The organism is Chitinophaga filiformis (assembly GCF_023100805.1).
Taxonomy (GTDB): domain Bacteria; phylum Bacteroidota; class Bacteroidia; order Chitinophagales; family Chitinophagaceae; genus Chitinophaga; species Chitinophaga filiformis_B.
This window is the reverse complement of the sequence record NZ_CP095855.1, coordinates 7,573,591-7,599,019: the sequence shown is the minus strand read 5'-3', so window position 1 is coordinate 7,599,019 and position 25,429 is coordinate 7,573,591. Positions and strand designations below refer to the sequence as shown.

General features: G+C 46.8%; 25 protein-coding genes. 13 read left to right on the top strand and 12 right to left on the bottom strand.

The genetic code is table 11. From position 1 onward, the window contains the following. Window positions 1-45 precede the first annotated feature (45 nt). Window positions 46-465, top strand: a complete 420-nt coding sequence (locus MYF79_RS29675) for a hypothetical protein (RefSeq protein ID WP_247811475.1) — start codon at window positions 46-48, stop codon at window positions 463-465. Between the two features lie 44 nt (window positions 466-509). Next, complete coding sequence (locus MYF79_RS29670) at window positions 510-1,130, top strand: hypothetical protein (protein WP_247811474.1); 621 nt, start codon at window positions 510-512, stop codon at window positions 1,128-1,130. Window positions 1,131-1,159: 29 nt separating this feature from the next. Here MYF79_RS29670 and MYF79_RS29665 read toward each other — a convergent pair whose 3' ends face one another. Then, the gene (locus MYF79_RS29665; RefSeq protein WP_247811473.1) at window positions 1,160-1,747 is read right to left on the bottom strand and encodes a DUF4291 domain-containing protein; all 588 of its coding nucleotides are present in this window, start codon (window positions 1,745-1,747) and stop codon (window positions 1,160-1,162) included. Between the two features lie 145 nt (window positions 1,748-1,892). Here MYF79_RS29665 and MYF79_RS29660 point away from each other — a divergent pair, with 145 nt between their 5' ends. From MYF79_RS29660 to MYF79_RS29640, 5 genes are all read left to right on the top strand, one after another. Then, complete coding sequence (locus MYF79_RS29660) at window positions 1,893-2,456, top strand: RNA polymerase sigma-70 factor (protein ID WP_247811472.1); 564 nt, start codon at window positions 1,893-1,895, stop codon at window positions 2,454-2,456. Window positions 2,457-2,520: 64 nt separating this feature from the next. Then, a complete protein-coding gene (locus MYF79_RS29655) occupies window positions 2,521-3,501 on the top strand; it encodes a FecR family protein (protein WP_247811471.1) in 981 nt (326 codons plus the stop codon). Between the two features lie 31 nt (window positions 3,502-3,532). Continuing rightward, window positions 3,533-6,952 (top strand): SusC/RagA family TonB-linked outer membrane protein, encoded by a 3,420-nt coding sequence (locus MYF79_RS29650; RefSeq protein ID WP_247811470.1) that lies wholly within the window; start codon window positions 3,533-3,535, stop codon window positions 6,950-6,952. Window positions 6,953-6,963: 11 nt separating this feature from the next. Continuing rightward, a complete protein-coding gene (locus MYF79_RS29645; RefSeq protein ID WP_247811469.1) occupies window positions 6,964-8,415 on the top strand; it encodes a SusD/RagB family nutrient-binding outer membrane lipoprotein in 1,452 nt (483 codons plus the stop codon). A gap of 24 nt (window positions 8,416-8,439) precedes the next feature. Then, window positions 8,440-9,693 carry an alkaline phosphatase family protein gene (locus MYF79_RS29640; RefSeq protein WP_247811468.1) on the top strand — a complete coding sequence of 418 codons (1,254 nt, stop codon included), beginning with the start codon at window positions 8,440-8,442 and terminating at the stop codon, window positions 9,691-9,693. Here the strand turns inward: MYF79_RS29640 and MYF79_RS29635 are convergent. After that, window positions 9,667-10,200, bottom strand: a complete 534-nt coding sequence (locus tag MYF79_RS29635) for a DinB family protein (RefSeq protein WP_247811467.1) — start codon at window positions 10,198-10,200, stop codon at window positions 9,667-9,669. The genes MYF79_RS29640 and MYF79_RS29635 overlap by 27 nt on opposite strands. Window positions 10,201-10,348: 148 nt before the next feature. Between MYF79_RS29635 and MYF79_RS29630 the strand changes: the two genes are divergently transcribed. After that, on the top strand, window positions 10,349-11,191 hold the full coding sequence (locus MYF79_RS29630; protein WP_247811466.1) for a rhomboid family intramembrane serine protease: 843 nt from the start codon (window positions 10,349-10,351) through the stop codon (window positions 11,189-11,191). 329 nt (window positions 11,192-11,520) lie between these two features. Here MYF79_RS29630 and MYF79_RS29625 read toward each other — a convergent pair whose 3' ends face one another. Continuing rightward, complete coding sequence (locus tag MYF79_RS29625; protein WP_247811465.1) at window positions 11,521-12,192, bottom strand: suppressor of fused domain protein; 672 nt, start codon at window positions 12,190-12,192, stop codon at window positions 11,521-11,523. A gap of 338 nt (window positions 12,193-12,530) precedes the next feature. Between MYF79_RS29625 and MYF79_RS29620 the strand changes: the two genes are divergently transcribed. The 3 genes from MYF79_RS29620 to MYF79_RS29610 all read left to right on the top strand — a co-directional run bounded on the left by MYF79_RS29620 (window position 12,531) and on the right by MYF79_RS29610 (window position 14,748). Continuing rightward, entirely contained in the window at window positions 12,531-13,205 is a 675-nt protein-coding gene (locus MYF79_RS29620; RefSeq protein WP_247811464.1) for a TIGR02117 family protein, read from the top strand. A 41-nt stretch (window positions 13,206-13,246) separates the two neighbouring features. After that, window positions 13,247-14,134, top strand: a complete 888-nt coding sequence (locus MYF79_RS29615) for a helix-turn-helix domain-containing protein (RefSeq protein ID WP_247811463.1) — start codon at window positions 13,247-13,249, stop codon at window positions 14,132-14,134. 71 nt (window positions 14,135-14,205) lie between these two features. Next, a complete protein-coding gene (locus MYF79_RS29610) occupies window positions 14,206-14,748 on the top strand; it encodes a YbhB/YbcL family Raf kinase inhibitor-like protein (protein WP_247811462.1) in 543 nt (180 codons plus the stop codon). Between the two features lie 188 nt (window positions 14,749-14,936). On the opposite strand, the gene MYF79_RS29605 is transcribed toward MYF79_RS29610, so the two are convergent. Together MYF79_RS29605 and MYF79_RS29600 are read right to left on the bottom strand one after the other, a co-directional pair. After that, window positions 14,937-15,986 (bottom strand): S41 family peptidase, encoded by a 1,050-nt coding sequence (locus MYF79_RS29605; RefSeq protein WP_247811461.1) that lies wholly within the window; start codon window positions 15,984-15,986, stop codon window positions 14,937-14,939. 19 nt (window positions 15,987-16,005) lie between these two features. Further along, on the bottom strand, window positions 16,006-16,695 hold the full coding sequence (locus MYF79_RS29600; protein WP_247811460.1) for a M949_RS01915 family surface polysaccharide biosynthesis protein: 690 nt from the start codon (window positions 16,693-16,695) through the stop codon (window positions 16,006-16,008). Between the two features lie 487 nt (window positions 16,696-17,182). Here MYF79_RS29600 and MYF79_RS29595 point away from each other — a divergent pair, with 487 nt between their 5' ends. Beyond that, window positions 17,183-18,160: a 2-hydroxyacid dehydrogenase gene (locus MYF79_RS29595; RefSeq protein WP_247811459.1), complete on the top strand. Its 978-nt coding sequence runs from the start codon at window positions 17,183-17,185 to the stop codon at window positions 18,158-18,160. A gap of 356 nt (window positions 18,161-18,516) precedes the next feature. On the opposite strand, the gene MYF79_RS29590 is transcribed toward MYF79_RS29595, so the two are convergent. Next, window positions 18,517-19,857 carry a serine hydrolase gene (locus tag MYF79_RS29590; RefSeq protein ID WP_247811458.1) on the bottom strand — a complete coding sequence of 447 codons (1,341 nt, stop codon included), beginning with the start codon at window positions 19,855-19,857 and terminating at the stop codon, window positions 18,517-18,519. An 87-nt stretch (window positions 19,858-19,944) separates the two neighbouring features. On the opposite strand from MYF79_RS29590, the gene MYF79_RS29585 reads away from it, so the two are divergent. Then, window positions 19,945-20,769 carry a ThuA domain-containing protein gene (locus MYF79_RS29585; RefSeq protein WP_247811457.1) on the top strand — a complete coding sequence of 275 codons (825 nt, stop codon included), beginning with the start codon at window positions 19,945-19,947 and terminating at the stop codon, window positions 20,767-20,769. An 18-nt stretch (window positions 20,770-20,787) separates the two neighbouring features. Here the strand turns inward: MYF79_RS29585 and MYF79_RS29580 are convergent, their stop codons facing one another. From MYF79_RS29580 to MYF79_RS29555, 6 genes are read right to left on the bottom strand one after another with little or no spacing between them, the layout of a single operon-like run. Then, window positions 20,788-20,997 (bottom strand): KTSC domain-containing protein, encoded by a 210-nt coding sequence (locus MYF79_RS29580; protein ID WP_247811456.1) that lies wholly within the window; start codon window positions 20,995-20,997, stop codon window positions 20,788-20,790. Between the two features lie 40 nt (window positions 20,998-21,037). After that, window positions 21,038-22,471 (bottom strand): DUF6986 family protein, encoded by a 1,434-nt coding sequence (locus MYF79_RS29575; protein ID WP_247811455.1) that lies wholly within the window; start codon window positions 22,469-22,471, stop codon window positions 21,038-21,040. Window positions 22,472-22,485: 14 nt separating this feature from the next. Next, window positions 22,486-22,824 (bottom strand): hydroxyisourate hydrolase, encoded by a 339-nt coding sequence (gene uraH, locus MYF79_RS29570; RefSeq protein ID WP_247811454.1) that lies wholly within the window; start codon window positions 22,822-22,824, stop codon window positions 22,486-22,488. Next, window positions 22,821-23,327 (bottom strand): 2-oxo-4-hydroxy-4-carboxy-5-ureidoimidazoline decarboxylase, encoded by a 507-nt coding sequence (gene uraD, locus MYF79_RS29565; RefSeq protein WP_247811453.1) that lies wholly within the window; start codon window positions 23,325-23,327, stop codon window positions 22,821-22,823. Before uraD ends, uraH begins: the two co-directional genes overlap by 4 nt. Before the next feature lie 10 nt (window positions 23,328-23,337). Beyond that, on the bottom strand, window positions 23,338-24,084 hold the full coding sequence (gene allE / locus MYF79_RS29560; RefSeq protein ID WP_247811452.1) for a (S)-ureidoglycine aminohydrolase: 747 nt from the start codon (window positions 24,082-24,084) through the stop codon (window positions 23,338-23,340). Between the two features lies 1 nt (window position 24,085). Next, entirely contained in the window at window positions 24,086-25,333 is a 1,248-nt protein-coding gene (locus tag MYF79_RS29555; protein WP_247811451.1) for an allantoate amidohydrolase, read from the bottom strand. Window positions 25,334-25,429 lie beyond the last annotated feature (96 nt).

Below are 25,429 nucleotides of genomic sequence, written 5' to 3'. Positions count from 1 at the left end.
CGGGGAATTGTTATTAAATTTACTCAATTTTATCGTAAAATAATTATGGAGAAAGACAGATCATCTGTTATGGTCGCTATATTCAAACGGAAAGGTGGTGAGGGAGTACTTACAAAAATAGTAACGGAGGAAAACAGCATTTTGTATACAGGTATATTAAAGCGGCTTAAAGAAGGCGAAAAGGGCATAATTGTTTATTTCAATAATGAGCAGGAATGGTCCCTGCTTACCAATAGGCGGGTAATCGCTAAACCAGGGGCAGAAAGTGTTCCATATGAAATATTGTTTGATAACCTGGTCAATGTAGAGCCTGCATTTTTATTAGAGCGCGCAGAAGGCATCGCGCCTGGCCGATTTAGCAGACTTATTTTAACTGATAAGACAGGAGAAAAGTATATATTAAAATCCGAAAGCGGCGATCCTGTACAAGGAATGTTCCAGGTATTGTGGTTTTTATTAAAGTAAGTGATAACAGGTTCCATTTGGAATCTAAGACATAACCTTTATACATGCATTTGAATGAGATTAAAGTCAACATTGACCAACCGGTTTTTGAATGGCATCGCTTATTGGAAGCTGCGTCTGCCAATGATTTTATTGTAATAGAGAAGGATCGTGACAAAATGATCTGGTTTATTACTAATTATACACAGTTCCTCATCAGGAGTGGAAATGTCGAAGTGGCAACGCTATACGGGAGATTGATCCCGGACTATAAATCATTTGTTTATCAGGCTAATTTGGCTTTGCCAGTTGGTTATGAATTAGGTACAAATCCCCATGCGCTTTTTGATTTGTTACTGAATTTTGAAACTGAACCTGAGAATAGATTTATCATATGGAATGACGCAGGTTATCTGTATCATCTGAATGAAGAGGATTTCCGTGATATTTTTGAACAGCTGATAGTTTCTGCTTACTGTAATAGAAATGGTATTTCAACTATAAAAGCGGATGGTACGAGATATAGAGTGAACCAAAGAAACATTTTCATTTTTAATGAAGATGAATTTGATACTATAAAGCCGTTGCTTGATAGGGAGTATTACATCACTTCTATTGACAAACCATTTAATAAAAGAATTGATTTTAACCTCGTTCGTTTGGCCGATGGCAGTACTAATCAATGAGTTTGGGCGAATATTTTAATTTCATTTAATCAATGCATCAACTGGATGCCATCAGGCAAAGGATAACGCCTCTCAACCGGCAACAACTCCTTTGCCTGATCTATTTTACCAGCTTTAATAAGCTCACGGATATTTTGTGCATAAGCTGTAATATCCTCAATACTCACAATCCACTCATCTATATATTTCTCTACAGCGATCCCCGACAACCCCATTTGAACAGCACGTTGTTCATGTAACGGCTGCATATAAATATCCCTTTCAGGATCCCATTGAATACGTACGGGCGATGTCTGTAGCTTTTTCTTCCAATCATCAAAGGTTGCATGGCCGGCATTATCAAAATGCGACAGACAGGCATTTTGTAATGCCCATTCGAATCCTTCCCGCTTTATCTTAACAGATAAAATATATTCCTGGTTTTCTTTGGTTCCCCATCCTGAACGGTACATCATCCAGAGAAAAGAAGGTTTAATCCATGTCATCCGCTCCCTTTTGAAAGGAGGAGAAACGAATGTCTGGGCTTTAATGGCATGCAATGCAATTGTTTTATTGTACGCCTGGTAGACAGTTATAGTCTTCTCATCATATAAAGCCCTGATTACCTTTTCTTTCATTAGAAGTACTCGATTTATGGCAATAAAGATATAAAGAAAAAAACATCGGCATAAAGATGTCGGGGAGACGGCATCAATATTATATAATCCAGACTTAATAAAAACCTAACATTGAAACCGACTGCCACCCCTTAGCTTTGCGATAATGGCACGCCATTTATTCGACGAAGACAAACACCTGCAACTCTTCATCTCCGGAAGCGAAGATGCATTTGATGCTATCTTCAAACGCTACTATGAAGGATTGTTGCAGTTTGCCAAAGTACTCCTGCCTTACCCGACCGACGAAGCAGAAGATATCGTCGCGGAGATGTTCTGCACGCTGTGGCATAACCGCCGCCAGATCACTATTTCTACTACTTTAAGCGCCTATTTATATGTCTCTGTCAGGAATAGGGTGTTTGACTATTACCGCAGGCGCAAGACCATTTTCAGCCTGCCGGACGAGGTGCTGGCGGAAGCTGCCGGTGATGATCATCAACAGCCGGACCATCAGCTCATATACAAAGACGTTACCTCGCAGATACAACAGCTGATCACCCGCCTGCCACCCCAGATGCAGCTGGTGTTTAAGATGCACCGTTATGAAGGATTCAGTTATGACGAGATTGCGGATCTGTTAAATATATCTCTTAACTCCGTAAAGACACATATGTTCCGCGCATTGAAAATTCTCAAGACTTCCTACCCAATATTACCAATATGTTAACTCCGTTTTTGCTGTCACGAGCAGGATCGTTCTTTTCGTCCTTGTCTTGTAAACGCAAAAAAGATTGGAACAAAAGGACCTTTATTTACTGATCACCCGGCATTTTAATGAACAGGCCCTGCCCTGGGAAGAAGATTTCCTGGCTGAATGGCTGGAAAGTGCGGAAGAAAACAGACAAACCTATCGCGTACTGCAGGAAATATGGCTGGCCAGTCAGCAACAGCATAATGAAGCCCTCGTAGCCACGGCTTTGCAGGATGTAAAGCAACGCATCCGTAGCCAGCGGCAGAAAGGATTAATAAGACGTTATTCCTGGCAGGCAGGTATCGCCGCTGCTGTTGCGGGTATTATTATCAGCAGCATCCTCTTTTTAAGGCAGCAACCACGCCATGAGGCACTCGCCTATATAGAGAAAAGGACGTTGCCAGGGCAGCTGTTGAAAGACACGATGCCTGATGGAACCATTGTACACCTGGCGCCAAAGAGTACCATCCGCTATACACAGGAATTTGGAAAACATGACAGGAACATTATGCTGGAGGGACAGGCGTTTTTTGACGTCACGAAAGATGCGCACCAGCCTTTCACAGTGCAGGCAGGGGAACTGTCTGTGCAGGTGCTGGGTACCCGCTTTAATGTAACCTGTTATAAAGGAGTGGATAGTGCGGCCGTGTCATTGGTAGATGGAAAGGTGCAGGTAAATGTACCTGCACAAAAGCAGTTGTATGAACTGCAGCCGGGACAGGAACTGTATTATGAACGTCATGCGCAGCACGCCTATACCCGGCAGTATGATGTGGAATCCATTACGGGATGGACATCGCGCCTGCTGGTATTCCGTAATGAATCATTGTCAGTTGTAGCAAAAAGACTGGAGCAATTATATGATGTCGAGATCTCCTTCGCCGATTCTGCTGTGGCAGGTTACAAACTGTTTGCCAGGTTCAATGACAAACCGCTGAAGTATATACTGGATGTGATCAAAGCAACGGACAATCTTGATTACACCATCAACGGAAAACAGATCCGTTTCACCACAAAGTAATGCCTATCAATCACGCTAAATGCATGAATTTATGTTTCGTTTTTACCAACATCTGAGTATCGCACGCAGTAAAGCCATCTTATGTATGTTGCTTTGTTGTGTATTATCCCTTCCATTCGCTTCTGTACAGGCAGGCGCACGGGTAGATCTGCACAAGGTGCCCTGTTCACTGATCGTACAGAACAAGTCATTAGAAGAAGTGTTCGAAATGATCGAACAACAAACGCATTACTCCATTATCTGCATGGACCAATCCGGGCTGATGGCCAGGAAAGTGAACCTGAATGCACGCAATACAACTTTGGAAAATGTATTACAGCAACTGGCAGGTCAGGCAGCATTTAATTACAAATGCCTTGACAATAATATTATCGTCAAAGCCGGCGCTGCGCCCGTAGCAGTGGAAGATCCCGTGGAGAAGACCATTTCCGGTAAAGTGACTGATGCAAAGAAACAGCCCTTGCCTGGTGTGTCTATCATGGTGAAAGGTACTAAGCGCGGGACTATCTCTAACGAGAATGGCGATTTCCAGATCAAGGCCAATGAAGGAGAAGTATTACAGTTCTTCTTTACAGGATATCAGCCCTACCTGCTGACTGTGGATAAAAGCGTCAGTTACCAGGTAACCCTGCAGGATGATGAAAAGAAATTATCTGAAGTACTGGTAACCGCTTTAGGCATTAAGAAAGAGAAAGCCAAGGTAGGTTATGCTGCCCAGGAAGTAAAAGGCGCTGACCTGGTAAAGGCACGTGAACCAAACGTGATCAGTTCCCTGACAGGCCGCGTAGCAGGTCTGACCATCAGGAATACGACAGACCTGTTCCAGGACCCGGGTATCTCTCTGCGTGGCGCCAAGCCATTGATCGTAATAGATGGTATTCCCGACCAGACTGCGGATCTGTATAAGATCAATGCAGATGATATTGAGAGCATGACCGTGCTGAAAGGTTCTTCTGCTTCTGCCTTATATGGTTCTATCGGTACAAATGGCGCTATTATGATCACCACAAAAAGAGGTGGTTCCAAAGATCTGAGTGTTGAGTTCAACTCTTCCACACAGTTGCAGACCAGCTTTATCCGCATACCTACAGTGCAGACCACTTATGGTAACGGCTTCAAAGGCGAATATGAATATATAGATGGTTCTGGTAGTGGCCCCGAAGGCTTCGGCTGGATCTGGGGACCTAAACTGGATCAGCGTGATGCGTCCACACCAAGTGGCTATTGGGAAACGCCCCAGTTCAACAGCCCTGTAGACCCTACTACAGGCAAGCTGGTACCATTACCATTCCTCTCACGCGGTAAGAACAACGTCAAGAATTTCTTCCGTACCGGTATTGTCAGCAGCAATAACCTCAGTTTCACCAAAGCCGGAGACAACGGTAGTTTCAGGGTTTCTGCCTCACATATCTATCAGCAGGGAATTGTACCCAATACAGATCTGAAGAATACTTCCTTCAACCTGTCAGGTACCTACAACCTGAGTAAGAATTTCAGTGTGAACGGCCGTATGAGCTATAACAAAGAGTACACGCACAACTTCCCGGAAACAGGTTATGGCCCTACCAACTACCTGTACAACCTGATCCTCTGGACAGGACCGGACATCGATGTGCGCGACCTGCGCAATTACTGGGTGCCCGGTAAGGAAGGTGTTCAGCAACGTCACTACAACATCTCCTATTATAACAACCCTTACTTCCAGGCCTATGAGTACCTGAGAGGGTATGATAAGAACAATACATTCGGATCAGTTGATCTGAACTATAAGATCAGTCCTTCCTTCAATGTCAGGTTCCGCAACGGTATTAACCAGTATAGCCTGAACCGTAACTATAATGAGCCTAAGAGCTATATCGGTTATGGCAATAAGTCAAGGGGACAATATACCATTACTTCCAGCACCTATTTTGACATCGTATCTGACCTGATCGTTGACTACAACCATACTTTCAGCGATAAACTCAAGATACATGCACAGGCCGGCGGCTCCAACTATTACCGCAATCAGAAAAATGCATCCAGCAACACGGATGGTTTGACTATTCCCGGGCTCTATAACCTGAGTAACTCTGCGAATCCCGTACAGTCAACCAACTCACTGGAAGAACGCAGAACAGCGAGTCTTTACGGGGTGGTGGATGTAGAATTGTATAACGCTATCTACCTTTCTGTTACCGGGCGTAATGACAAGATCTCTACATTACCAATTGCCAACAATAGTTTCTTCTATCCATCACTGTCAGGTTCCGTGATCGTATCGCAACTGGTACGTCTGCCTGAGTGGTTCTCTTTCCTGAAGGCAAGAGGTGCGGTATCCAGGGTGTCCAGCGGTACATTGGATAACAGTTACACTTACGGATATCTTCCTTCGTATGATAAGAGCACCACATGGAATGGTAAACCAGGTCTGACCTACAAGGATGTGATCTATAACCAGTCATTGCATCCGCAAACGTCCGACAGCTGGGAAGCCGGTGTGGAAACCAAATTCTTTGGCAACAAAGTGGGCCTGGAGCTTACTTACTTCCAGACGAAAGATTTTAATAACATCCTGGAAATACCGGTATCACTGGGTAGTGGCTTTACCAGCCGCCTGGAGAATGGCCACGTGTATCAACGCAGAGGCATTGAGATCGTAGCTACCGCTACACCGGTACGTAAAGAGAAATTCAGATGGGATGTATTGCTGAACCTGAGCACTTATCGCCGTTACCTGAAAGAGATCACCGGTGGCGACAGGCTCGGATACCTGAAAGCAGGCGACAGGGCCGATAAGATCTTCGCTTCTGTTTATCAGAAAGATCCTTCCGGTAACGTGATTTACAGGGCTGATGGATTCCCGCTGCAGGATAATATACAGCGCCTGGTGGGCAACAGCGATCCTGACCTGATCTATGGCCTGGAAAACAGCTTCTCCTATGGCAATTTCAGTTTCCGTTTCCTGGTAGATGGTCGCATCGGCGGTTTAATGTATTCCACTACCAACCAGAAAATGTGGTGGGGTGGTACCAATCCCGGTACAGTAAATCATTTCAGGGATGAAGCGAATGAAGGTAAATCCACTTACGTAGGACAGGGTGTGATCGTGACTTCCGGTCAGGCTACTTACGACAGGGATGGGAACATCGTTACGGACAACAGGACCTTTGCGCCGAACAAGCAAGCGGTGAATTATATCGACTACATGACGAACACCAGCAACAGCCAGTTTGTGAACTACAACTATTACTCACAGACTTTCCTGAAACTGAGAGAGGTGACGCTTACCTACAGGCTGCCATCCAAATGGCTGAAAGGGCACATCTTCCGCGCAGCAGACATTTCTGCTGTAGGCCGTAACCTGTTGCTGTTCTCTAAAATGCCCAACGTAGATCCGGATGCTGGTGTGGATAACCTGCAGACACCATCTACCAGGAGCTTTGGTGTGAACCTTAATCTTAAATTCTAATGTCAGCTACCATGAGAAAAATATATAGCATAGCGGTACTGCTGCTGATCATTGCAGCAGGCTGTAAGAAGTTCGACGATTTTCAGACAGATCCCAATAAGCCAACAAATGCTACCCCGGATTTGCTGTTGTCAACAGTGATCCAGAAAGCATTTCAGTCTACCACCCTTGGCGCTACACTGGCTACCCGGCAGATGGTATTTGTGAACAGTGTGTCCAACGAGCAATATTATGGCTGGACAAGAGCTGGTTTTGATACCTATAAGGAACTGCGCCAGGTAGCAAAAATGGAGCAGGAAGCTAACAGGATGCAGAAGCCGGAATATATTCCCCTGGTAAAATTCTTCAGGGCCTATTACTTCATGCAGCTGACGAATACATTTGGTGACATTCCTTATTCCGCGGCATTAAAAGGAGAACAGGATACGATTGCACCAGTGTATGACAAACAGGAGGATATCTATATCTCTGTGCTGAATGATCTGAAAGCAGCGAATGCATTGATCTCCGGTACAACTACAGAAGTACAGGGAGATATTCTCTACAATGGTTCTATGCAGCAGTGGAAAAGGCTGATCAATACCTTGTCGCTCCGCATTTTGATGAGTTTATCACTTAAGGAGAACAATACAACTTTGAATGTGAAGGGACGCTTCGCCGAGATCGTAAACGATCCCAATACCTATCCGCTGATGACAGGTAATGCCGACAACGGTCAGCTGGTATTCTATGACGTATTGGGCACCCGTTATCCGACATACAATGATAATGACCTGCAAACGGCTTATTACCTGGATGCTACTTTTGTGGACCTGCTGAAAGGTTTGAAAGACCCACGCCTGTTCCGTTTTGCAGAGAAAGCGCCTAAGTATGCTTCATTGCCTGACAATGACTTTAGCGCTTATGGTGGCGCCAGGGGCAGCGATCCGGTAAATGATAACAGTAACAAGGTACTGGCTGGTGAGGTTTCCAAGATCAAATCCCGTTACTTCAACAACCCTGTGAATGAGCCCAGTATTGCCATCGGTTATGCAGAACTGCAGTTCATCCTGGCAGAAGCGGTATTGCGTGGCTGGATCAACGGCGATGCGGCTGCTTATTACAGGAAAGGCGTTCAGGCCTCTATGCTGTTCTATGGTATAGATCAGGCCTCGATTGACGCTTACCTGGCATTGAATCCATTCCCGGCTACCGGACAGCTGGCAGCGATCATGACACAGAAATATATTGCTTCCTTTATGAACAGCGACTGGCATTTCTTCTACGAGCAGCGCCGTACCGGCCTGCCGGTATTTGACGTATCAGGCGCCGGTGTGCTGAACAACAAGAAAGTGCCGAAACGCTGGATGTACCCTGTAACCGAATCGCAGACCAACCAGGTAAATGTGGAAGCGGCTATCAACAGGCAGTTTGCAGGAGATGATAATATCAATGGGGTAATGTGGCTGTTGAAAGCAGAATAAATCGTATTTTATATTTTTATGTTCATGATGAAGAAAATATACCTGGTCTCCTGCCTCAGCCTCTTGCTGGCAGGAGGCCTTCAGGCCCAGCAAAAGCGGGAGAAGAAAGTAGTATTTGTTATTGCGGATGGTATTCCTGCAGATGTGCTGGAAAAACTGAACACGCCCAATATTGACCGTATTGCTGCAGTGGGCAGGTATACCCGCATGCATGTAGGAGGAGGCAAGGGTACTTATAATGAGACGCCTACCATTTCAGCGGTGGGCTATAACAGCCTGCTCACAGGGGTATGGGTGAACAAGCACAATGTGCCCGACAACGACATCAAAGCGCCTAACTACCATTATTATAACCTTTTCCGGCTGTTTAAGACACAGTATCCGCAAAAGAAAACGGCTATCTATTCCAGCTGGCTGGATAACCGTACCAAACTGGCGGGCGACGGATTGCCGGAGGCTGGCAATGTAAAGATCGACCTGCATGCGGATGGTTATGAGCTGGATACTGTCAACTTTCCGCATGATAAGAAAAGAGATTTCATGCATCGCATCGACGAGAAAGTGATCGACGAAGCAAGCGCCGGCATAAAGAAAGATGCGCCTTCCCTGACCTGGGTATACCTGGAGTATACTGACGATATGGGGCACGGATATGGCGACAGTCCTGAGTTCTACAATGCCGTGGAAATGATGGACAAACAGATGGGACGCCTGTGGGAGGCAATTACTTACAGGCAGCAGCATTTTGCGGAAGACTGGATGCTGGTGATCACCACAGATCATGGGCGTGATGAAAAGTCCGGCCGCAATCATGGCGGACAGTCGCCCCGCCAGCGAAGCACCTGGATGGTGACCAGCTACAAGCCTGCCAATGACTATGCCCGTTATTATGAACCGGCTATTGTGGATATTATGCCAACCATTGCGCGTTACCTGAATATGGATATTCCACAGCATACAGCCAGGGAAGTAGATGGTATCCCGATGATCGGGAAGGTGGCCATCGCCAATACTTCAGCCAACTTTATACAAGGGCATATTGATGTTAAGTGGACGGCGTTGCAGGACACAGGTAAGGTGAAGATCTGGGTAACGACAAGCAATCTTTTCAAGACAGGCGGTACTGACGAGTATCAACTGCTGGCAGAAGTACCCGTACAGGACCGTCATGCGCTGCTGGATGTAACAAAACTGCCATCCGGCTTTTATAAGATCGTATTGGAAACTGCCGCCAATACGGTGAATGAGTGGTTAGGCCTGGATACCAAGTCCAGGTAAGTAACGTTCTTTCAATATCCTTAAGTGATGTAATTCATGACCAGGGATCATATAGGCCAATGCCCGTACTGAAATAGGGTTGTTGTTGGCCTTCCCGATAATGGCTTCCTGGTCTTTCTTCAGATGACGTAACAGGTAAACAGACGAATCACGTACGATCCTGAATTCATCTGCCAGGTCCTGCAAGGTGCGGTCGTTGGCATATGAATTCAGGACGTAATCGTCCTGTTCAAAGCCTGGTAAGCCCTGTTGCTCTCCCCGGGCAAAACATAAGAGCCGGTAGGCGAATACTCTTTCCGTATCGATCATGTGTCCCAGTGTTTCTTTAATGGTCCATTTACCGGGAGCATAGGCATAGCTTGCCTTTTCTTCAGGGATGGAAGTGAAAAAAGCGTACGTGCTGTCTCTCAGTTCCTGGAGGATAGCGGGAACTTCGGCGTTACCTACACAGTCGATGTATACTCCCTGGTAGGGCAGAAATTCGCCAGGTTGAGGTTTGGATATCATGGGTGCGATTTTTGCTAATATTAAATAAAATTCCGTAAAGCGCGAATTCGTGGCGGCAGATTTGGATATATTTGCAGTAATAACAATATTGCAGTGAGCAAGATATCCGGCTGACCGTTCCCTATAGTTTTTCTAAAACCCACATTGAATGGCATACATTGGTCTCATTAACCTGGCACTGATTGTTGTAAACATTATTGTGTCTTACAGAGGATTGAAAGATCATTCCTTTTTTGACAGATATTCGTTTGAAGTGGACAATATTCTCGTATACAAGGATTACAAGCGCCTTGTTACGTCGGGGTTCCTGCATGTGAGCTGGATGCACCTGTTTTTCAACATGTTTGCGCTTTATGCTTTCAGTACCAGCCTGGAATTGCGGATGGGGCCATCCAGTTTCCTGACGCTTTATTTTGCCAGCCTGGTAGGAGGGAACCTGTTGTCGTTACTGATACACCGGCATCATGGCGACTATAGTGCCGTAGGGGCGTCCGGCGCTGTCTGCGGGATCATCTTTGCATCTGTCGCTTTATTTCCGGGCATGAGAATAGGATTCTTCGGCCTGCCCTTCTCTATTCCCGCGTGGATCTATGGGCTGCTGTATGTGCTTTATTCCATCTATGGCATCAGGTCAAAGAAGGATAATATCGGGCATGAAGCACATCTTGGCGGCGCCCTGATAGGCATGCTGGTAGCTGTTTGTATGGTGCCCGAAGCAATTGCGGAAAATTATCCCACCATACTGTCCATTCTTTTCCCTGGGGCGCTGGCCGTATACCTGATCATCACCCGCCCCCATATGCTGCTGGTTGATAACCAGTATTTCAAAACCCATGTCGGCGACTACGATATTGACGACCGGTATAACCTCGGCCGCATGGATAGACAACAGGAGATAGATTTCCTCCTGGAAAAGATCCATAAGAAGGGCATAAAAAGCCTGACAAAGAAGGAACGGGATACGCTGGAGAGGTACTCACAGTCGGTGTAAATGCTACAATTGTATAGCCGCTCCGTAGGAGCGATGTGTTGTGAAGGAACGGGATACGCTGGAGAGGTACTCACAGTCGGTGTGAGTGCTACAATGTATAGCTGCTCCGTAGGAGCGATGTGTTTGTGAAGGAAAGGGATACGCTGGAGAAATATTCGCAGTCGGTGTGAATGCTACAATGTGTAACCGCTCCGTAGGAGCGATGTGTTTGTAGCCCCGGGTGCAACCCGGGGGATGGGAACCCGATGTAGGATATTCCCCCGGAATGTATCAAAACGGGCGGCAGGTGTCAATCGCGGTATAAAGCAATCCATACGATTTACATTAGCTTAAACCACTGATGGCCTTTTTAAACTTGACAGCGTCGCATTTCCCTGTTGGATCAACATCTCGGCCAGTTTTGTACGGCCTTCCTCTCCATGTGCGATCACATAATCCAGCTCGGCCAGCGTCAGTAGCTTTACGTTTACCATTTTTACCGGTTCAAGTGTAAGCTGCACCGTAGCGGGTAGCTTTTTATCAGGAAGTCCCAGTATGGCGCCCACTCTTCCTTCAGCGTTGACAAATTCCTTAGGAACATCCACATTGTAAAATTCAGTCGTGATATAGGTCATCTCATCCAGCAGGCTTACCACGCTTCCATGATTCGCTACCAGTTGTGCTGCCTGGTAAGCCAGCTGGAATTCCCAGGTGGTGTTTACCCGGCCGGTGATCTCTTCCGCCACTACATATACCTCCATGCCGAAACCGTTGTAAGCCGCATTGGTGGTATTGCTTTCCATATCGTCGTAAGGATCACTCAATCCGTCGCTGGCAATGATGGTATGTTCCGGCAGCCGGACGGTGACAAAGGCCTGCCTGAGGGAAGGCCAGGCCGGGCCGCCCATAAAGGCTGGATTGATCAGATGTGCAATAACGTCAGGGTCCAGTGCTCCGATTGCTTCCCAGTATTCATTCCTTAACTTACAGGAGTTTTCGAAGTGTTCTTCGTAGGTGTCCATGGATTTTATATTTAATATCCTGTAATATATATCTTTGTGCCTGTGAAACAAAGGGTTCACAATTTCTTAAATAACGGCGCCGGGAGAACAAACAGGGACGACGGAGCGACGAACAAGCAACGAACAAGCGACGAACAAGTGACGGCAAAGGGACGAACAAGCAACGGCGAAGGTCGCTGAAATGACTCCGTAGGAGTCGCGTGTTTGTAGCCCCGGGTTTTCAACCCGGGGGAAACGCACGACACCTGGTCATAACACGGAAATGTATAACGCCCGGTAACAACAATATCAGATCAATATTTCTTATAAGAACAATCATCCCGTTAAATACCAGCAACTTGAAGAAGACGTTTAAGATCATTGGGTGGACAATTTTAACCCCCGTATTATTGGTGGCCCTCTACCTCTCTGCCGCTTATTTATTATCCCGTATCGCTGTGGCAAAAGAAGACACTGCCCGCGCAGACATTCCCCTTTATATTCTGACCAACGGGGTGCATACAGACCTCGTCATGCCAGTACGCAATCAGCAGATAGACTGGAGTAAGGAGGTGCTTTTTGAGAATACAAGTGGTAAGGATACCAGCGCGCAATGGATCGCTTTTGGCTGGGGCGACAAAGGCTTTTACCTGGAAACGCCCACCTGGGCAGATCTGAAGTTCAGCACTGCTTTTAAGGCGGCAACAGGTTTAAGTACATCCGCTATCCATGCCACTTATTATCGTGGTATCAGGGAAAGTAAGGATTGTATCAGGCTGAATGTTGACAGTGCCCAATATGCAAGGCTGATCAGTTATATACGGGAGAGTTTTGACAGGGATGCCAATGGTAATATTATCCATATCGTCACCAATGCCAATTACGGCAAAACGGATGCCTTCTACGAGGCAAAAGGAAGCTATAGCCTGTTCCATACCTGCAATACCTGGGCAAACAGCGGTCTGAAACACTGCGGACAAAAAGCCTGTCTGTGGACGCCCTTCGATAAGGGCATTTTCTACCAGTACAGGTAAGGGAGGATACCCCTGATCCGGTATTTGTGTAACTTTGCTTTATGGCAATTCCAGATAGCTATTCATTTCCTTATTTCCTGCTGGCTGATAATGACAGGCAGGACGATATCCATATATTGTCTTTTCAAACCGGCGAAACCCGGTCGAGAAGTAAGATCATGCTGGGCCACAACCTGTTCAGTTTCCTGATGGAAGGGGAGAAGCGGGTGTATTATGCCGAGAAACATGCCGTAATAGATAATTCGCAATTCCTGCTCTTATCGGCCGGCAATTGCATTATGAGTGAAAAGCAGATATCGGATGGCGGGCTATATAAAAGTGTCATGCTCTCTTTCGAGCAGAACGTGTTAACCGGCTTCTTTCTGAAATATCCGCATGTTTGTCCGGACAGAACCGAAAGTAGCAGCGCAGGCGAACCTTTTATTGTTTTTAACAAAGATGGATTCCTGAGGAATTTTATTGACTCTTTATGGCTGATACTGGAAGGAGGAAAACCCTTATCCATGGATATGAAGCGGCTGAAATTTGAGGAGTTGCTCCTGTACATTGCGGAACATTATCCGCAGCAGCTACTGAGCCTGCGGGCCGCGGTACATGAATCGGAAGAGGATATGGTTATCAGGAAGTCGGCCGAAACAAATCTATATAATAATGTGACGGTGGAGGAGCTGGCCTTTCTCTGCAATATGAGCCTGTCTACTTATAAAAGGAAGTTCAATAAAGTATATGGCATGACCCCTGCAAAATGGTTTCTGCAGAAGCGGATGGAAATGGCCGCCACGATGCTGCTGGCAAGGGGTGAAAAGCCCAGTGAGGTCTATCATAAAATAGGATATGAGAATCATTCCAGTTTTACGCAGTCCTTCAAACAGATCTATGGTCTTACACCCAGCGAATACCAGCAACAGAAATTGACTGTTCAGCCTTAGGTTTTGACCGATTAGCCCTAATAGCTGCGCATAGCTGCATAGTAGCTTTGTATCACTAAAAACAAGGCACTATGAAAAGAATAAGCACACTGATCGCAGTGATCATACTCGGCTGTTCTGCTGCAATGGCGCAGACCTTCACGCTGAAAAGCAATGATCTTGGCGGACAATTTGTGAATGACCAGTTATGGAATCAGATGGGGTATCATGGGAAGAATGTCTCTCCGCAATTGTCATGGGAGAATGCACCTGCCGGTACCCAAAGCTTCGCTGTTGTTATGTATGATGTGGATGCGCCCACTGGCAGTGGATTCTGGCACTGGGTGGTATACAATATTCCCGCAGATGTAAAAGAGCTGAAAGCAGGCGCCGGAGATCTGAACCACCATCTTTTACCTGCCGGCGCTGTGAATGGTATCAACGACGCAGGAGCCCCCGGTTATATCGGACCAGCACCACTTCCCGGATTGCCTCACCAGTATCTCATTACCGTATATGCATTGAAAACAAAACTGGAGCTGGATAAAAATGCACCTGCTGCATATGTAGGCGTGTTCCTTAATTTAAACCTGCTTGCAAAGGCATCTATTGTTGCTTATTCACAGCATCCATGATATAGCAGGAGAGTAGTACCAGCAGAAAAACGGCGTAGATAATCACTTAGAACGAAACCTGTCTTTAGCTGCCGGCTGAATACAACAGCAGCGATATCATACACAAAAAATGCCCGCGAAAGATTTATCTTTTCGCGGGCATTTTTATGAACAATACAGCCTCTTACCGGCCTGATATTTATAATTACCTATTTAGTTTTTGTGGCCACTTCTTCCTGCTCTTTTTTGATGATGCGTTCTGCTTCAGTTCTTGCATCTTCACCTTTTACAGCTACGTCGGGTAGTACGCCGATGCCTTCCCATCCCTGGTCAGAATCGGGTGCTGCTACCATTTTCACCGGCAGGAATACTACCAGGTTTTCTTTCAATGGTATCATAGAGCCAGCAATACCTGCGCCGGCGGTGGTATCGCCAACAACGGTAGCACGATGCATTTTCTGCATGGCAAAGGCGAAGCCTTCAGTAGCGGATGCAGTACGTTTATTTACGAGTATATAAAGCTTGCTGTCTGCCATTCTTTTGCCAGGTACAAAAGGATATGTCCATTCCTGGATATCTTTTGTCCTGTCTTTGTGATAGCCATGCAGGTAATAACGTTCATCACCGGGGTTAAAGAAATAACCTGCCAGGAAGCGGCCCATCATACCGGTACCACCACCGTTGTCCCTGATGTCAATAATGATATTCTTTGAATAGGCAGCCATGTTCATCGCATTGGCAGCCATTTCAAATGCTTCCTGGTCTCCGTGGAAACCACCGGATATTTTGATATAGGCAGTAGATGTTTTCTTGTCCAGTTCTACCGCATCAAAGCCGTAGTTGTTCTTTCTTTTCCTTTCCAGTTCCTTCTGCTCGTCTTCCGGTGTGCTGGTATTGGTATATGTCCTGGTCAGTTGCTCAAAATAATCTTTACTGAAGAAGATGGTCAGATGTACATCTTTATGCACATCACGCAGGTCTTTCGTGATCTTTTTTGCCAGTTGTTCAGCAGTGAGATTCTCGTATGCCTTCTTTGTTTCCTGGCTCTTCAGCGCAGCGATATATTTCTTTGATATATCGGGGAAGGGATAGCTTTCATCCAGTCCTTTGCTGATCTTTTCAAGGATCTCGTGTGTAGCTTCTTTACTCACTACAGGTGCAGCCTCTTTGGTTGATATCGCTGTCGTTTGTGCCGACATGAAAAGAGGGAGGGAAAGTAAGCCCAGCAGGGCAACGGGTTTATAGCAGTTTAGTTTCATAAAAAGGTTGTAAGTTGGTTTAATCAATCAGCAGTTTCTTTTGTGCCATCGCTTTTTCGTATTCATGCGGATATAATGCAAAACCCTTGTCAGATAAGGTCTGCATCAGTTTCCTGATGTGTTGTTGTATTGGTTGCGGAAGTGTATAAAAAGCGGCATCCACCTGGATATGCCGTCCTTCATCCAGCGTTGAGTTCTGATGTCTGACAGCGATCTTTTGTCCCTTATAATTGAGAATGATCTTGATCCTTCCGTCGTCATACCCGTTATCGCCACTGCTGCCGTAAACAAGAAGCGGATCAATATTACCATCACCATCCAGGTCCTTTACTTCGCAGAACTTTGTCCAGAACCATATGGAGGTTTCCTGTCCACTGTTCTGGTCATTACTGTTTATAAAGTCATTCAGCTCCCACGTTTTATCAACTTTCCGCACGTTGACGGCCTGTATCTTCCGGTGCAGTGTATCGTCCTTTACTATATCATCTATGCTTTCACAGAGAATGAGATAATTAGGGCCAGATTGGTCATCATAAGCGTATACTCTCCTGATAGGATATTTGATGTTGTACTGTTTTATGTCATCGTCTGTAAATGTTGCTGAAATAAGATCTTGTGACAGTATCACACTCTTGGTTTTCACCTGTTGTGCATACAGTTGTTTCCCGCTTATTGCGACAATAAACATAGCTGCCAGGAACATTCTCATACTGATGAATCTTAAATGAATTGTTATGATCTTAAACAGATTGTTAGTATCTTAAATCAATTGTTAACGCTGTATGGGCGGGCAATTGAACGCTGTGCAAGTTATCATTATTCACTAATTATTGCAATGTAGATAGAGCAGAATTCAGAGCTTTAACAAAACAATAAGAAGTACAATTGTTGTTACCAGTATTGACGCCGGACTGGCAGGATGGCTAAAAACATACATCATGTCATCTATACCCGGGGAAGAAGCCTTTAAAAAGGCAAAGCCTCTTAAGCAGCGCTTAAAAGGCTTTCCTGACTAAACTAAAATAAACAAATAAACTAAGCGCTTTAACCATTGACCTGTGTTCTCAAATGGTACGAGGGAAAAGGCGATCTTGTTATGCGGTGCAAAATTACTTGAACAAGTTAGCCGAAAGTATCCCTGAAATCCGGCATTTATGTATTTTGTTACGGAATGTAAATACAAACCATATAGTGATATGAAAGTGTATATAACAAGGAATATTCCCGAAGCTGGCCTGAAGCTGTTAAAAGATGCCGGTCTTGACATTGCTGTGTGGACGGAAAACTACCACCAGCCTGAAGAAGAACTGATTAAAGTGTTGCAGCAATATGACGCTGTGCTGGTGTCCGGTCCGGTAAAGGTAGACCGCCATTTCCTGGAGTCCTGCCGCCATCTCAAAATAGTCTCGCTAATGTCTGTCGGTTACGATAATGTTGATACTGAAGCAGCAAGGGCATTGGGCATTGCCGTAGGAAATACACCCGGCGTATTAAGCGGTGCAACAGCAGATGCTGCTTTCCTGCTGATGCTGGCTGCTTCCAGGAAGGCCTTCCACATGCATAAGGAAATTATACGTGGCAACTGGAATTTCTGGGACCCTACTGCAAATCTCGGCCTGGAACTGGGAGGAAGAACATTGGGCATCGTCGGCCTGGGTAAGATCGGTTTTGAGATGGCGAAGCGATGTGTAGGCGCATACGATATGAAGGTGATCTACCATAACCGTGGTAAAAATGAGGAAGCTGAAAAAGCGTTTGGCGCAGTACGTGTTTCTTTTGATGAATTGTTAGAGCAGAGTGATGTGGTATCTGTACATACGGCCCTGACGCCGGAGACGAAGGGCCTCTTCAATAAAAATGCCTTCAGTAAAATGAAGCCATCTTCCATTTTTATCAATACCGCCAGGGGAGGTGTGCATAATGAAGCAGACCTGATCGCCGCATTGGAAAGCGGTACCATCTGGGGCGCTGGCCTGGACGTTACAAATCCTGAACCGATGGCAGCCGATAATCCTTTGCTGAACATGCCCAATGTTGCTGTGCTGCCGCATATCGGCTCTGCTACTGTAGATACGCGTAATGCCATGGCGGTGATCGCGGCAAAAAATGTGATCCTGGCGCTCGGAAAACGTCCTTTGGAGCATGCGGTTGTTGAAAACATACACCTGGCTTAAACTAAATGCCCCCGTCAACACAGCTGCTGGTGCTTTCGGCAAGCGGGTTGCTGCAGTATGTGTATATTGGCTCGGTTATAGTACGTGACGCTCAGGGCTATAGGGGCTGACCAAAAAGTAAATTGAAGGCTTTGAGAATCACTTGAACGATAATCAGTCTCCATAGATACCCGGATAAATTACAGGGCGTATCAAAAGTATGATACACCCTGGCTTTATCCGGATACCCGATTGGGTAAGGTAGTCCTTTAAGCGATTCTCAGTGCTTATTTTTACTTTTGAGTTTTCCTCCTTGTGAAATCGTTGTTCAGATCCGTATGGCTATCCGGTCGTGTCATTCCGACACAAGGAAGATTTTATTTGATCTTTGCGCCGGTTCTCTCCCTGTCATTCTCATAGAGAATGATACCGTTCACCTCATTGTTTTCTCCCCGGGTGAATTTGATCTGTACATCAGCGATCTTCAGGAAAAAGAAATCCTCTTTCTCTGCATATAAGGTAGCAGGACCCTGTCCGCTGGGTTGACCTGTCAACATGCCATCCTTCACAGCCACCGTAATTGTAAAGCCTTTCATATCATACTCGCCTGTGTATTGCTGTAACTTAACTTCAGGCACTTGTATGGCATTCCGTACCTTAGGAAGCGTATAAGGCCTGTTATAGAGTATAGACTGAACAGATTCGCCGATTCTGCCGATAGTATTATCGGATGCATTGTCCAGCAACACGATACATACATCATCCTCCGGGATCCTGATCAGGGTAGTGATAAAACCGTGAATGCCGCCACCGTGATTGATCCTTCTCTTCCCATTTGTAGAGTCGATGATCATACCATAGCCATAATTGTTTTTGACAGGCGTATAAGCCCTTTCCCAGTCGGCTTTGGAAATGATCTTATACTGTTGGGCCGCCTGATGCCATTTATACAGATCCCTGGTGGTACTGTACATGGCGCCTGCAGCAAATGATACTGAGGAATCTACACCTGGCGCCACCTTGCTGCTGTCCTGGTTAATGAAGAAGTAACCGGTGGACTTGTCCTTATTGTCAAGGCGTTTGAAATCGAACCCGCTATGGGTCATGTGCAGCGGATTGAAAATATATTCCCTGACCAGTTGTTCATAAGGTTTATTAGCGGCCTTCTCCGCTATATATCCCAGCAGGCAATAGCCTGAATTGGAATAATTCCATTTGGTGCCGGGAGAGAAGTCGAGCGGTTTATCCTTGAATAATGCCATCAGCTTTTCACGGCTGGCCGGCTTGAATACTTCGCTCTCCATAAAAGCCCTGTCGTTGGTGTAGTTATAGATACCGGAAGTATGTGTCAGCAGATGTTGTATGGTAATGCTGTCTCCCTTGGGGAAATCAGGAAAGTATTTCGATACTTTGTCCTGTACACTGAGTTGCTTTTCTTCTTCCAGTTTCAGTATGAGAACGGCGGTAAATTGTTTTGTAACAGAGCCCAGCTGGAAAATGGTGCCTGTATCGTTGCGGGCGCCTTCGCTGATGTTACGGAATCCGTAACCTTTATGCAGCAATATTTTACCATGCTGTGTAATCAGGGCTGTACCATTGAATTTGTACAAGCGGTTGTAGGTGCTGAGCAAAGTGTCCAGTTTTGCAATTGTCGAGTCCTGGGCATGCGCATACTGCAGGCCACCGAGGAGGAAAAGGAGGCATAATAACTTTTTCATGGTAAAATGTGAGGTTTGAAGACGGCGGGGCTATGTTGTGAACCTAAAGATAATGTTATATTTTGGAATTATATTAATCCACGTCTCATGAAAAGAATATGGCAGTTCCTGCTGACAGTCCTTTGTTGCCTGGTTTTTATAAGCGTAAATGCTCAAAAGAAAGGGAAGCCCTTTAAAGTGATCGGCTTTTATACGGCCCTGCACGATCAGGCACATATCAGTTTTGTGCACGAAGCGAACCGTTGGTTTGCCGCCCAGGCCAGGGCGCATCACTTCACCTACGATTCCACCAATGACTGGAGCAATATGAATCCTGCATTCCTTGCCCGCTACCAGGTAGTGTTATTCCTCGATACAAGGCCCGATACGCCTGCACAGCGGGAGGCTTTCAGGCAGTACATGGAAAATGGCGGCGCCTGGATGGGTTTCCACTTTTCCGCTTTTGCCCTCACACCATCCGACTATCCGCAGAACTGGGACTGGTATCACAATGAATTCCTTGGCTCCGGTTCCTATGGCAGTAATACCTGGAGGCCTACTTCCGCTATTCTGCGGGTAGAACAGCCGGGACATCCTGCGCTGAAACATTTGCATACTACCTTCAAAGCTTCTCCCAATGAATGGTATCGCTGGTCGAACGACCTGAAAGCCAATAAGGACATTAGCATCCTGTTGTCAATCGATTCAAGCAGCTTCCCCCTCGGTACGGGACCCAAGCAGCATGAGATCTGGCACAGCGGTTACTATCCTGTAGTGTGGACAAACAAGAAATACAGGATGATCTATATGAATATGGGGCATAATGATATTGACTACGAGCATCATACCAACAAAGACCTTTCACACACTTTTGGAAACAAAGAACAGGACCAGTTCACGCTGGATGCACTGTTGTGGCTGGGAGGGCGCTGATACCGTTTCAACATACTGCTAGCGGTCTGTTTCAACGACCTTTTCATATGCATAATGCCCTTTGATATGTTTGTTGAGGTACGTGCCTTTGGAGCCGGAAGTCTTCATGGCCAGATACACTTCTTCAGGGACGTTCTTATAGTCGTAGACAAGTCCTGAAACGAAGATGACCCGCAGGGTGGCCGTATCTTTGTCGTAATGCATCCTATATACAACAGACGATGGCATAATAACCCGTCATACAATTGCCGGGCCAATGTCAGCGGCTTCAGCGGTGCTTTCTCCTGCCTTCCAGTATCCTGTAAAAGGAACGGCTCCTGATCTCTTCGAGGGTGAGGCCGGTGGCCAGTGCTTCTTCTTCCGAGATAGCGCCGCAATTGATGGCTTTGAGGAAGAAGTTCAACAGGCCCTGGCCGGTAGCCGCATCGTCGAAGATGTCTTTTGTCAGCGTGGAGATGGCGGCGCGTTCCACAAAGGTTTTTAGCCGGAATACAGCATCGTCGTAGTTACTCAGGAAGAAATGATAGGTAGCTGCATAACGCATGGGCAATTGCGCCGGATTGAGGTCCCAACCCTGGTAAAAACCATTGATCAGCGAATGCATAGTATGCCCGTAACCGATGCGCCATGCCTGATGTACATTGTCCTGGTTTTCCTGCAATTGCGCAAACGTAAGCTGGTCGCCTTTATGCGGCGCAACGGGAATGACGTTGGTAGCGCCGTCTGAGAGGAAAATGCCGGTGCCTCCCAGGGCTACTTTGGTTATATGATGGGCGAAGTCGCATACCGGGTGCGCCATGGTCTGATACTTTGCCGTAATGCCACAGGAGGCGGTATAGTCGTAGGTACCGAAGTGAGCCGCAATACAACGGCCTTCGCTGGCCCGTATGATGCGCATCAGCGGATTCCTGCCTTCGTCATCCATGATGATCTGTGTGGCTTCTACCATGGTTTCCATTTTCAGGGCACCGGCTGTGAGGCCATGGGCTTTTTCCAGCAGCTCAAACAACCGCACCAGGGTGGCAGCCTGTTCAGGGATGGTCACCTTGGGCAGCATGACCACGAAATTGTGCGGCAACACACCACCTGTCAGTTGCAGCAGTGTAGTGAGGAAAATGTCCAGGGTGCGCACACCGCGATGTTTGAGGTCTTCCGTAAATGGTTTTATACGGATACCTATGAACGGAGAGATCGTTTTCTGCTGCATGCCCTGTGCCAGTTCTTTTGCAGCAGCAATGGCCGTGGCATCTTCTTCTTCATCGGGCCGGTTGCCGAATCCGTCTTCAAAGTCGATACGGAAATCTTCTACCGCTTCCACAGTAAGTTTTCTTACTATCTTTTTATAGACGGTATAATACAGCCATGCAGGTTCCTGTTTCCTGGCTTCGTCAGACAGTGTTTCCAGTTTTTCTTCCAGGCGGGCAATATCCGCCTGCCGTTGCGGTAACTGGCTATGTCCTTCCAGTTGTAAGGCCCTGGCCAGGGCTACGAAGTTGGGCGCATAGGTATACAGGTGCCTGCGTGCAATTTCTCCCATCCGGACGCAGGTATCGGCCTTAAAGAGATTAGCGCCGCCATATACAGTATGAACAGGCTGACGGTCGGGTTTATCGCCGGGGTACACCTGCTGGAAGCGCAGGTTGGCTTTGCCGAGTTCCTGCAGCAGTTGTTCTTTTTCATTTTCTGCTATTGCCAGTTGCATAGTCTGATGGATGTTTAAGTGCCACGGTAAGTGGAGTAACCAAATGGGTTTACTAAGAGAGGAACATGATAATGCTCACTGCTGCTGATATAAAAGACGACCTCTATAAAGGGATAGAAGGTAGCGATGCCACGGCTCTCAAAATAGAGCTTTGTTTCAAACCTGAGCTTATAGATGCCTGCAGGTATGATCACATCTTTTGCCAGGAGGTCTGTGACCCTGCCGTCCTTGTTGGTAATGCTTTCCGCCACGCAGGTCCAGCGCTGTTCCTCCTGCCGGAATAAGCTGACCGCTACATCCTGTGCAGGTTTGCCGCTGGCCGTATCGAGTATATGTGTGGTGATCTGGCTCATGCAGTTAACAGTTTTTTCAGCCTGAGGGCAGTGATCTTTTCCTGTTCCAGCATAGCGATCTTTATTTCTTCGGCAGGGTTGTTCTTTAAGCGTTCTGTAAGAATGGACAGCATTTCCGGGGCCGACTTGCCTGTGGCGCATACAATGAAGATGTAGCCGAATTTATCTTCATAGAGTTTATTGCCTTTTGCAAAGGCCTGTAGTATAACGGTAGATGCATCAATAGTGCCTGCCTGTTCCCTGCTTGCCCATTGTGCTGTAGCCGCAAATTTCTGTTGCAGGGAATGGAGGTCGCCTATCTTCGGATGATGGCTGAAGGCCTCCCGCCAGTCCTGTTCTGTACATGCATGCCAGTGTTTAGCGGCAGCAGCCAGCAGTGCGTCTTCGTCTTTTACGGGGAATTCTTTTTTCATTTTTTCAATCCATGCGGCAGCGCCACAGCAGGTGCTGAGCGTGGCTTCCAATTGTTCTGGTGGTAGTGCATTAAGTGCTGTCAAAGTCATTGAGTGGAATTTATATAGTAGTGGGAAACCTGTTTACGTTTTTGTAATAGATGTAAACGGCAGGTTCTTTTCCCATTGCGGTAAACCATTGCTGGCAGTAGGGCGCCATCCAGATGGCGTCTCCTTTTTTAACAGGGTACCATTCATGATCCAGCATGTATACGCCCTGTCCCTGCAGGTATAACAGCCCGTGTTCCATGATATGCGTTTCTACGAAGGGCAGGTGCCCGCCGGGATCATAGGTGAAGATGTTCACCGCCATGTCAAATGACAGGTTTTCCGGCAGCAATACCTGTAGCCGCAGTGCGGGGTCTCCGAGAAAAGCCGGTCCCGGTACAGAAGCTGCGTCTCCGAATATCACAGGCGGATGATCATGTCCTGCCAGTTTCTCATATATCTTGTGAAAGGTGACGATTTGTGTACCTTCCGTGAAATGTTCCAGCCGGTAGGGATGGCCGGGGGGCACATAGCAGAACTGTCCGCCGCTCAGCACTTTGGTTTGTGCATCGGCCCTGGCGGTACATTGCCCATTGATGATATAGAAGAAGATCTGTGCGGTGGCTGTATCGCCTGCAATGACAGCCTCTTTCTCTGCGGTGATCAGTGTTTGTCCCAATCTTGCGCCCATCTGTTCATTGATGATGACATTCACTTTGCAATGTGTCCATCCAGGCACTACACTGTTTACATATCCATCGGGGCAGATAAGGGCATGATTTCTTTTTACTACAGATCTCGTCAGTGCTGATATTTCCATGTTACTGCGTTTTGTAAACTGCTGTAAGGCGATGAATGAAGTGGTCTGATACCTGTATGGCAACAGCGATATCTGCTGCATCCACATGTTCTTCAGGATGATGGCTGATGCCTTTGTAACATCTTACAAACAGCATACATACCGGCGCTACGGCTGCTACCACAACAGCGTCATGCCCCGCGCCGCTAACCAGCTCTTTCACATTATAACCTGCTGCCGTGATGGATTGCGCCAGCAAATGATTGAGGGCTGTATCGCATTCCACCGGCTTTATTTTTTGTACAATATCCCAGTCGGCAGTCAGCTGTCTTTCCGCACATATCTGCGAAGCAACATCCTTTAGTGAGCGGCGTACTTTTTTAAGCAGTACTTTGTCTGTACTTCTGATGTCGAGCGAGCAGGTCACCTCACCGGGTATCACATTGCTGGCTGCATTGGCAACCTCCAGGAGGCCCACGGTAGCAACCAGGTTATCGGCGTATTGCAGGCCAATGCGTTCCACTGCCAGGACGAATTCAGCTGCGGCGCATAGTGCGTCTTTCCTCATTTCCATAGGTACCGTACCGGCATGCCCTGAGCTGCCGTGAAACCTGACGCGGATGCGCTGTTGCCCCGCTATGCCCTGCACGACGGCAACGGGGAGGTTTTGGTCGTATAACACTGGTCCCTGTTCAATATGGATCTCATAATAGCCCAGCCATTCTTCTGCAGGGATAGCATCTGCCGCCAGTGCGTCTATATTCCCGCCGATGGCCGTGATGGCATCTCTGAGCGTGATACCGGCGCTGTCGGTCTTATCCAGCAACCTGGTATCAAAATGACCGGTAACGGTTGCGCTGCCAAGATAGGTGGTGTGAAAGCGTACGCCTTCTTCATCGCTGAAGGCGATCAGTTCTATGTTGAAAGGAAGGCTGATCTCTTCCCGTTGGAGGTGTGAGATAAGGTCGAGGGCCATGGTTACTCCCAGCGGACCGTCAAACTTACCGGCATTTTTCACCGTGTCTATATGCGAAGCAATGACCAGGGTATGGGCATTGGGCTCCTTACTGGGCCACCGGCCCCTGACATTCCCGATATTGTCTATCCTGGCCTGCAAACCGGCTTCCTGCATCCATGACAGTACTTTACCGCAACCGCTGAGGAAAGCGGAAGAACCGAATGTACGGGTCACGCAATGTGCATCTTCACTGATGCATGCCAGTTCCTGGATCCTGGACAATACTGCGTTTGCTCTTTCTAAATAATCCATATCAGACATTTGGGAATTAAGAACTCATTGTCATCAAGGGGCCTGTCTGCACTGTTGCTGATCCGTGGAAATCCGGATGCGGAATTATGTTTTGTG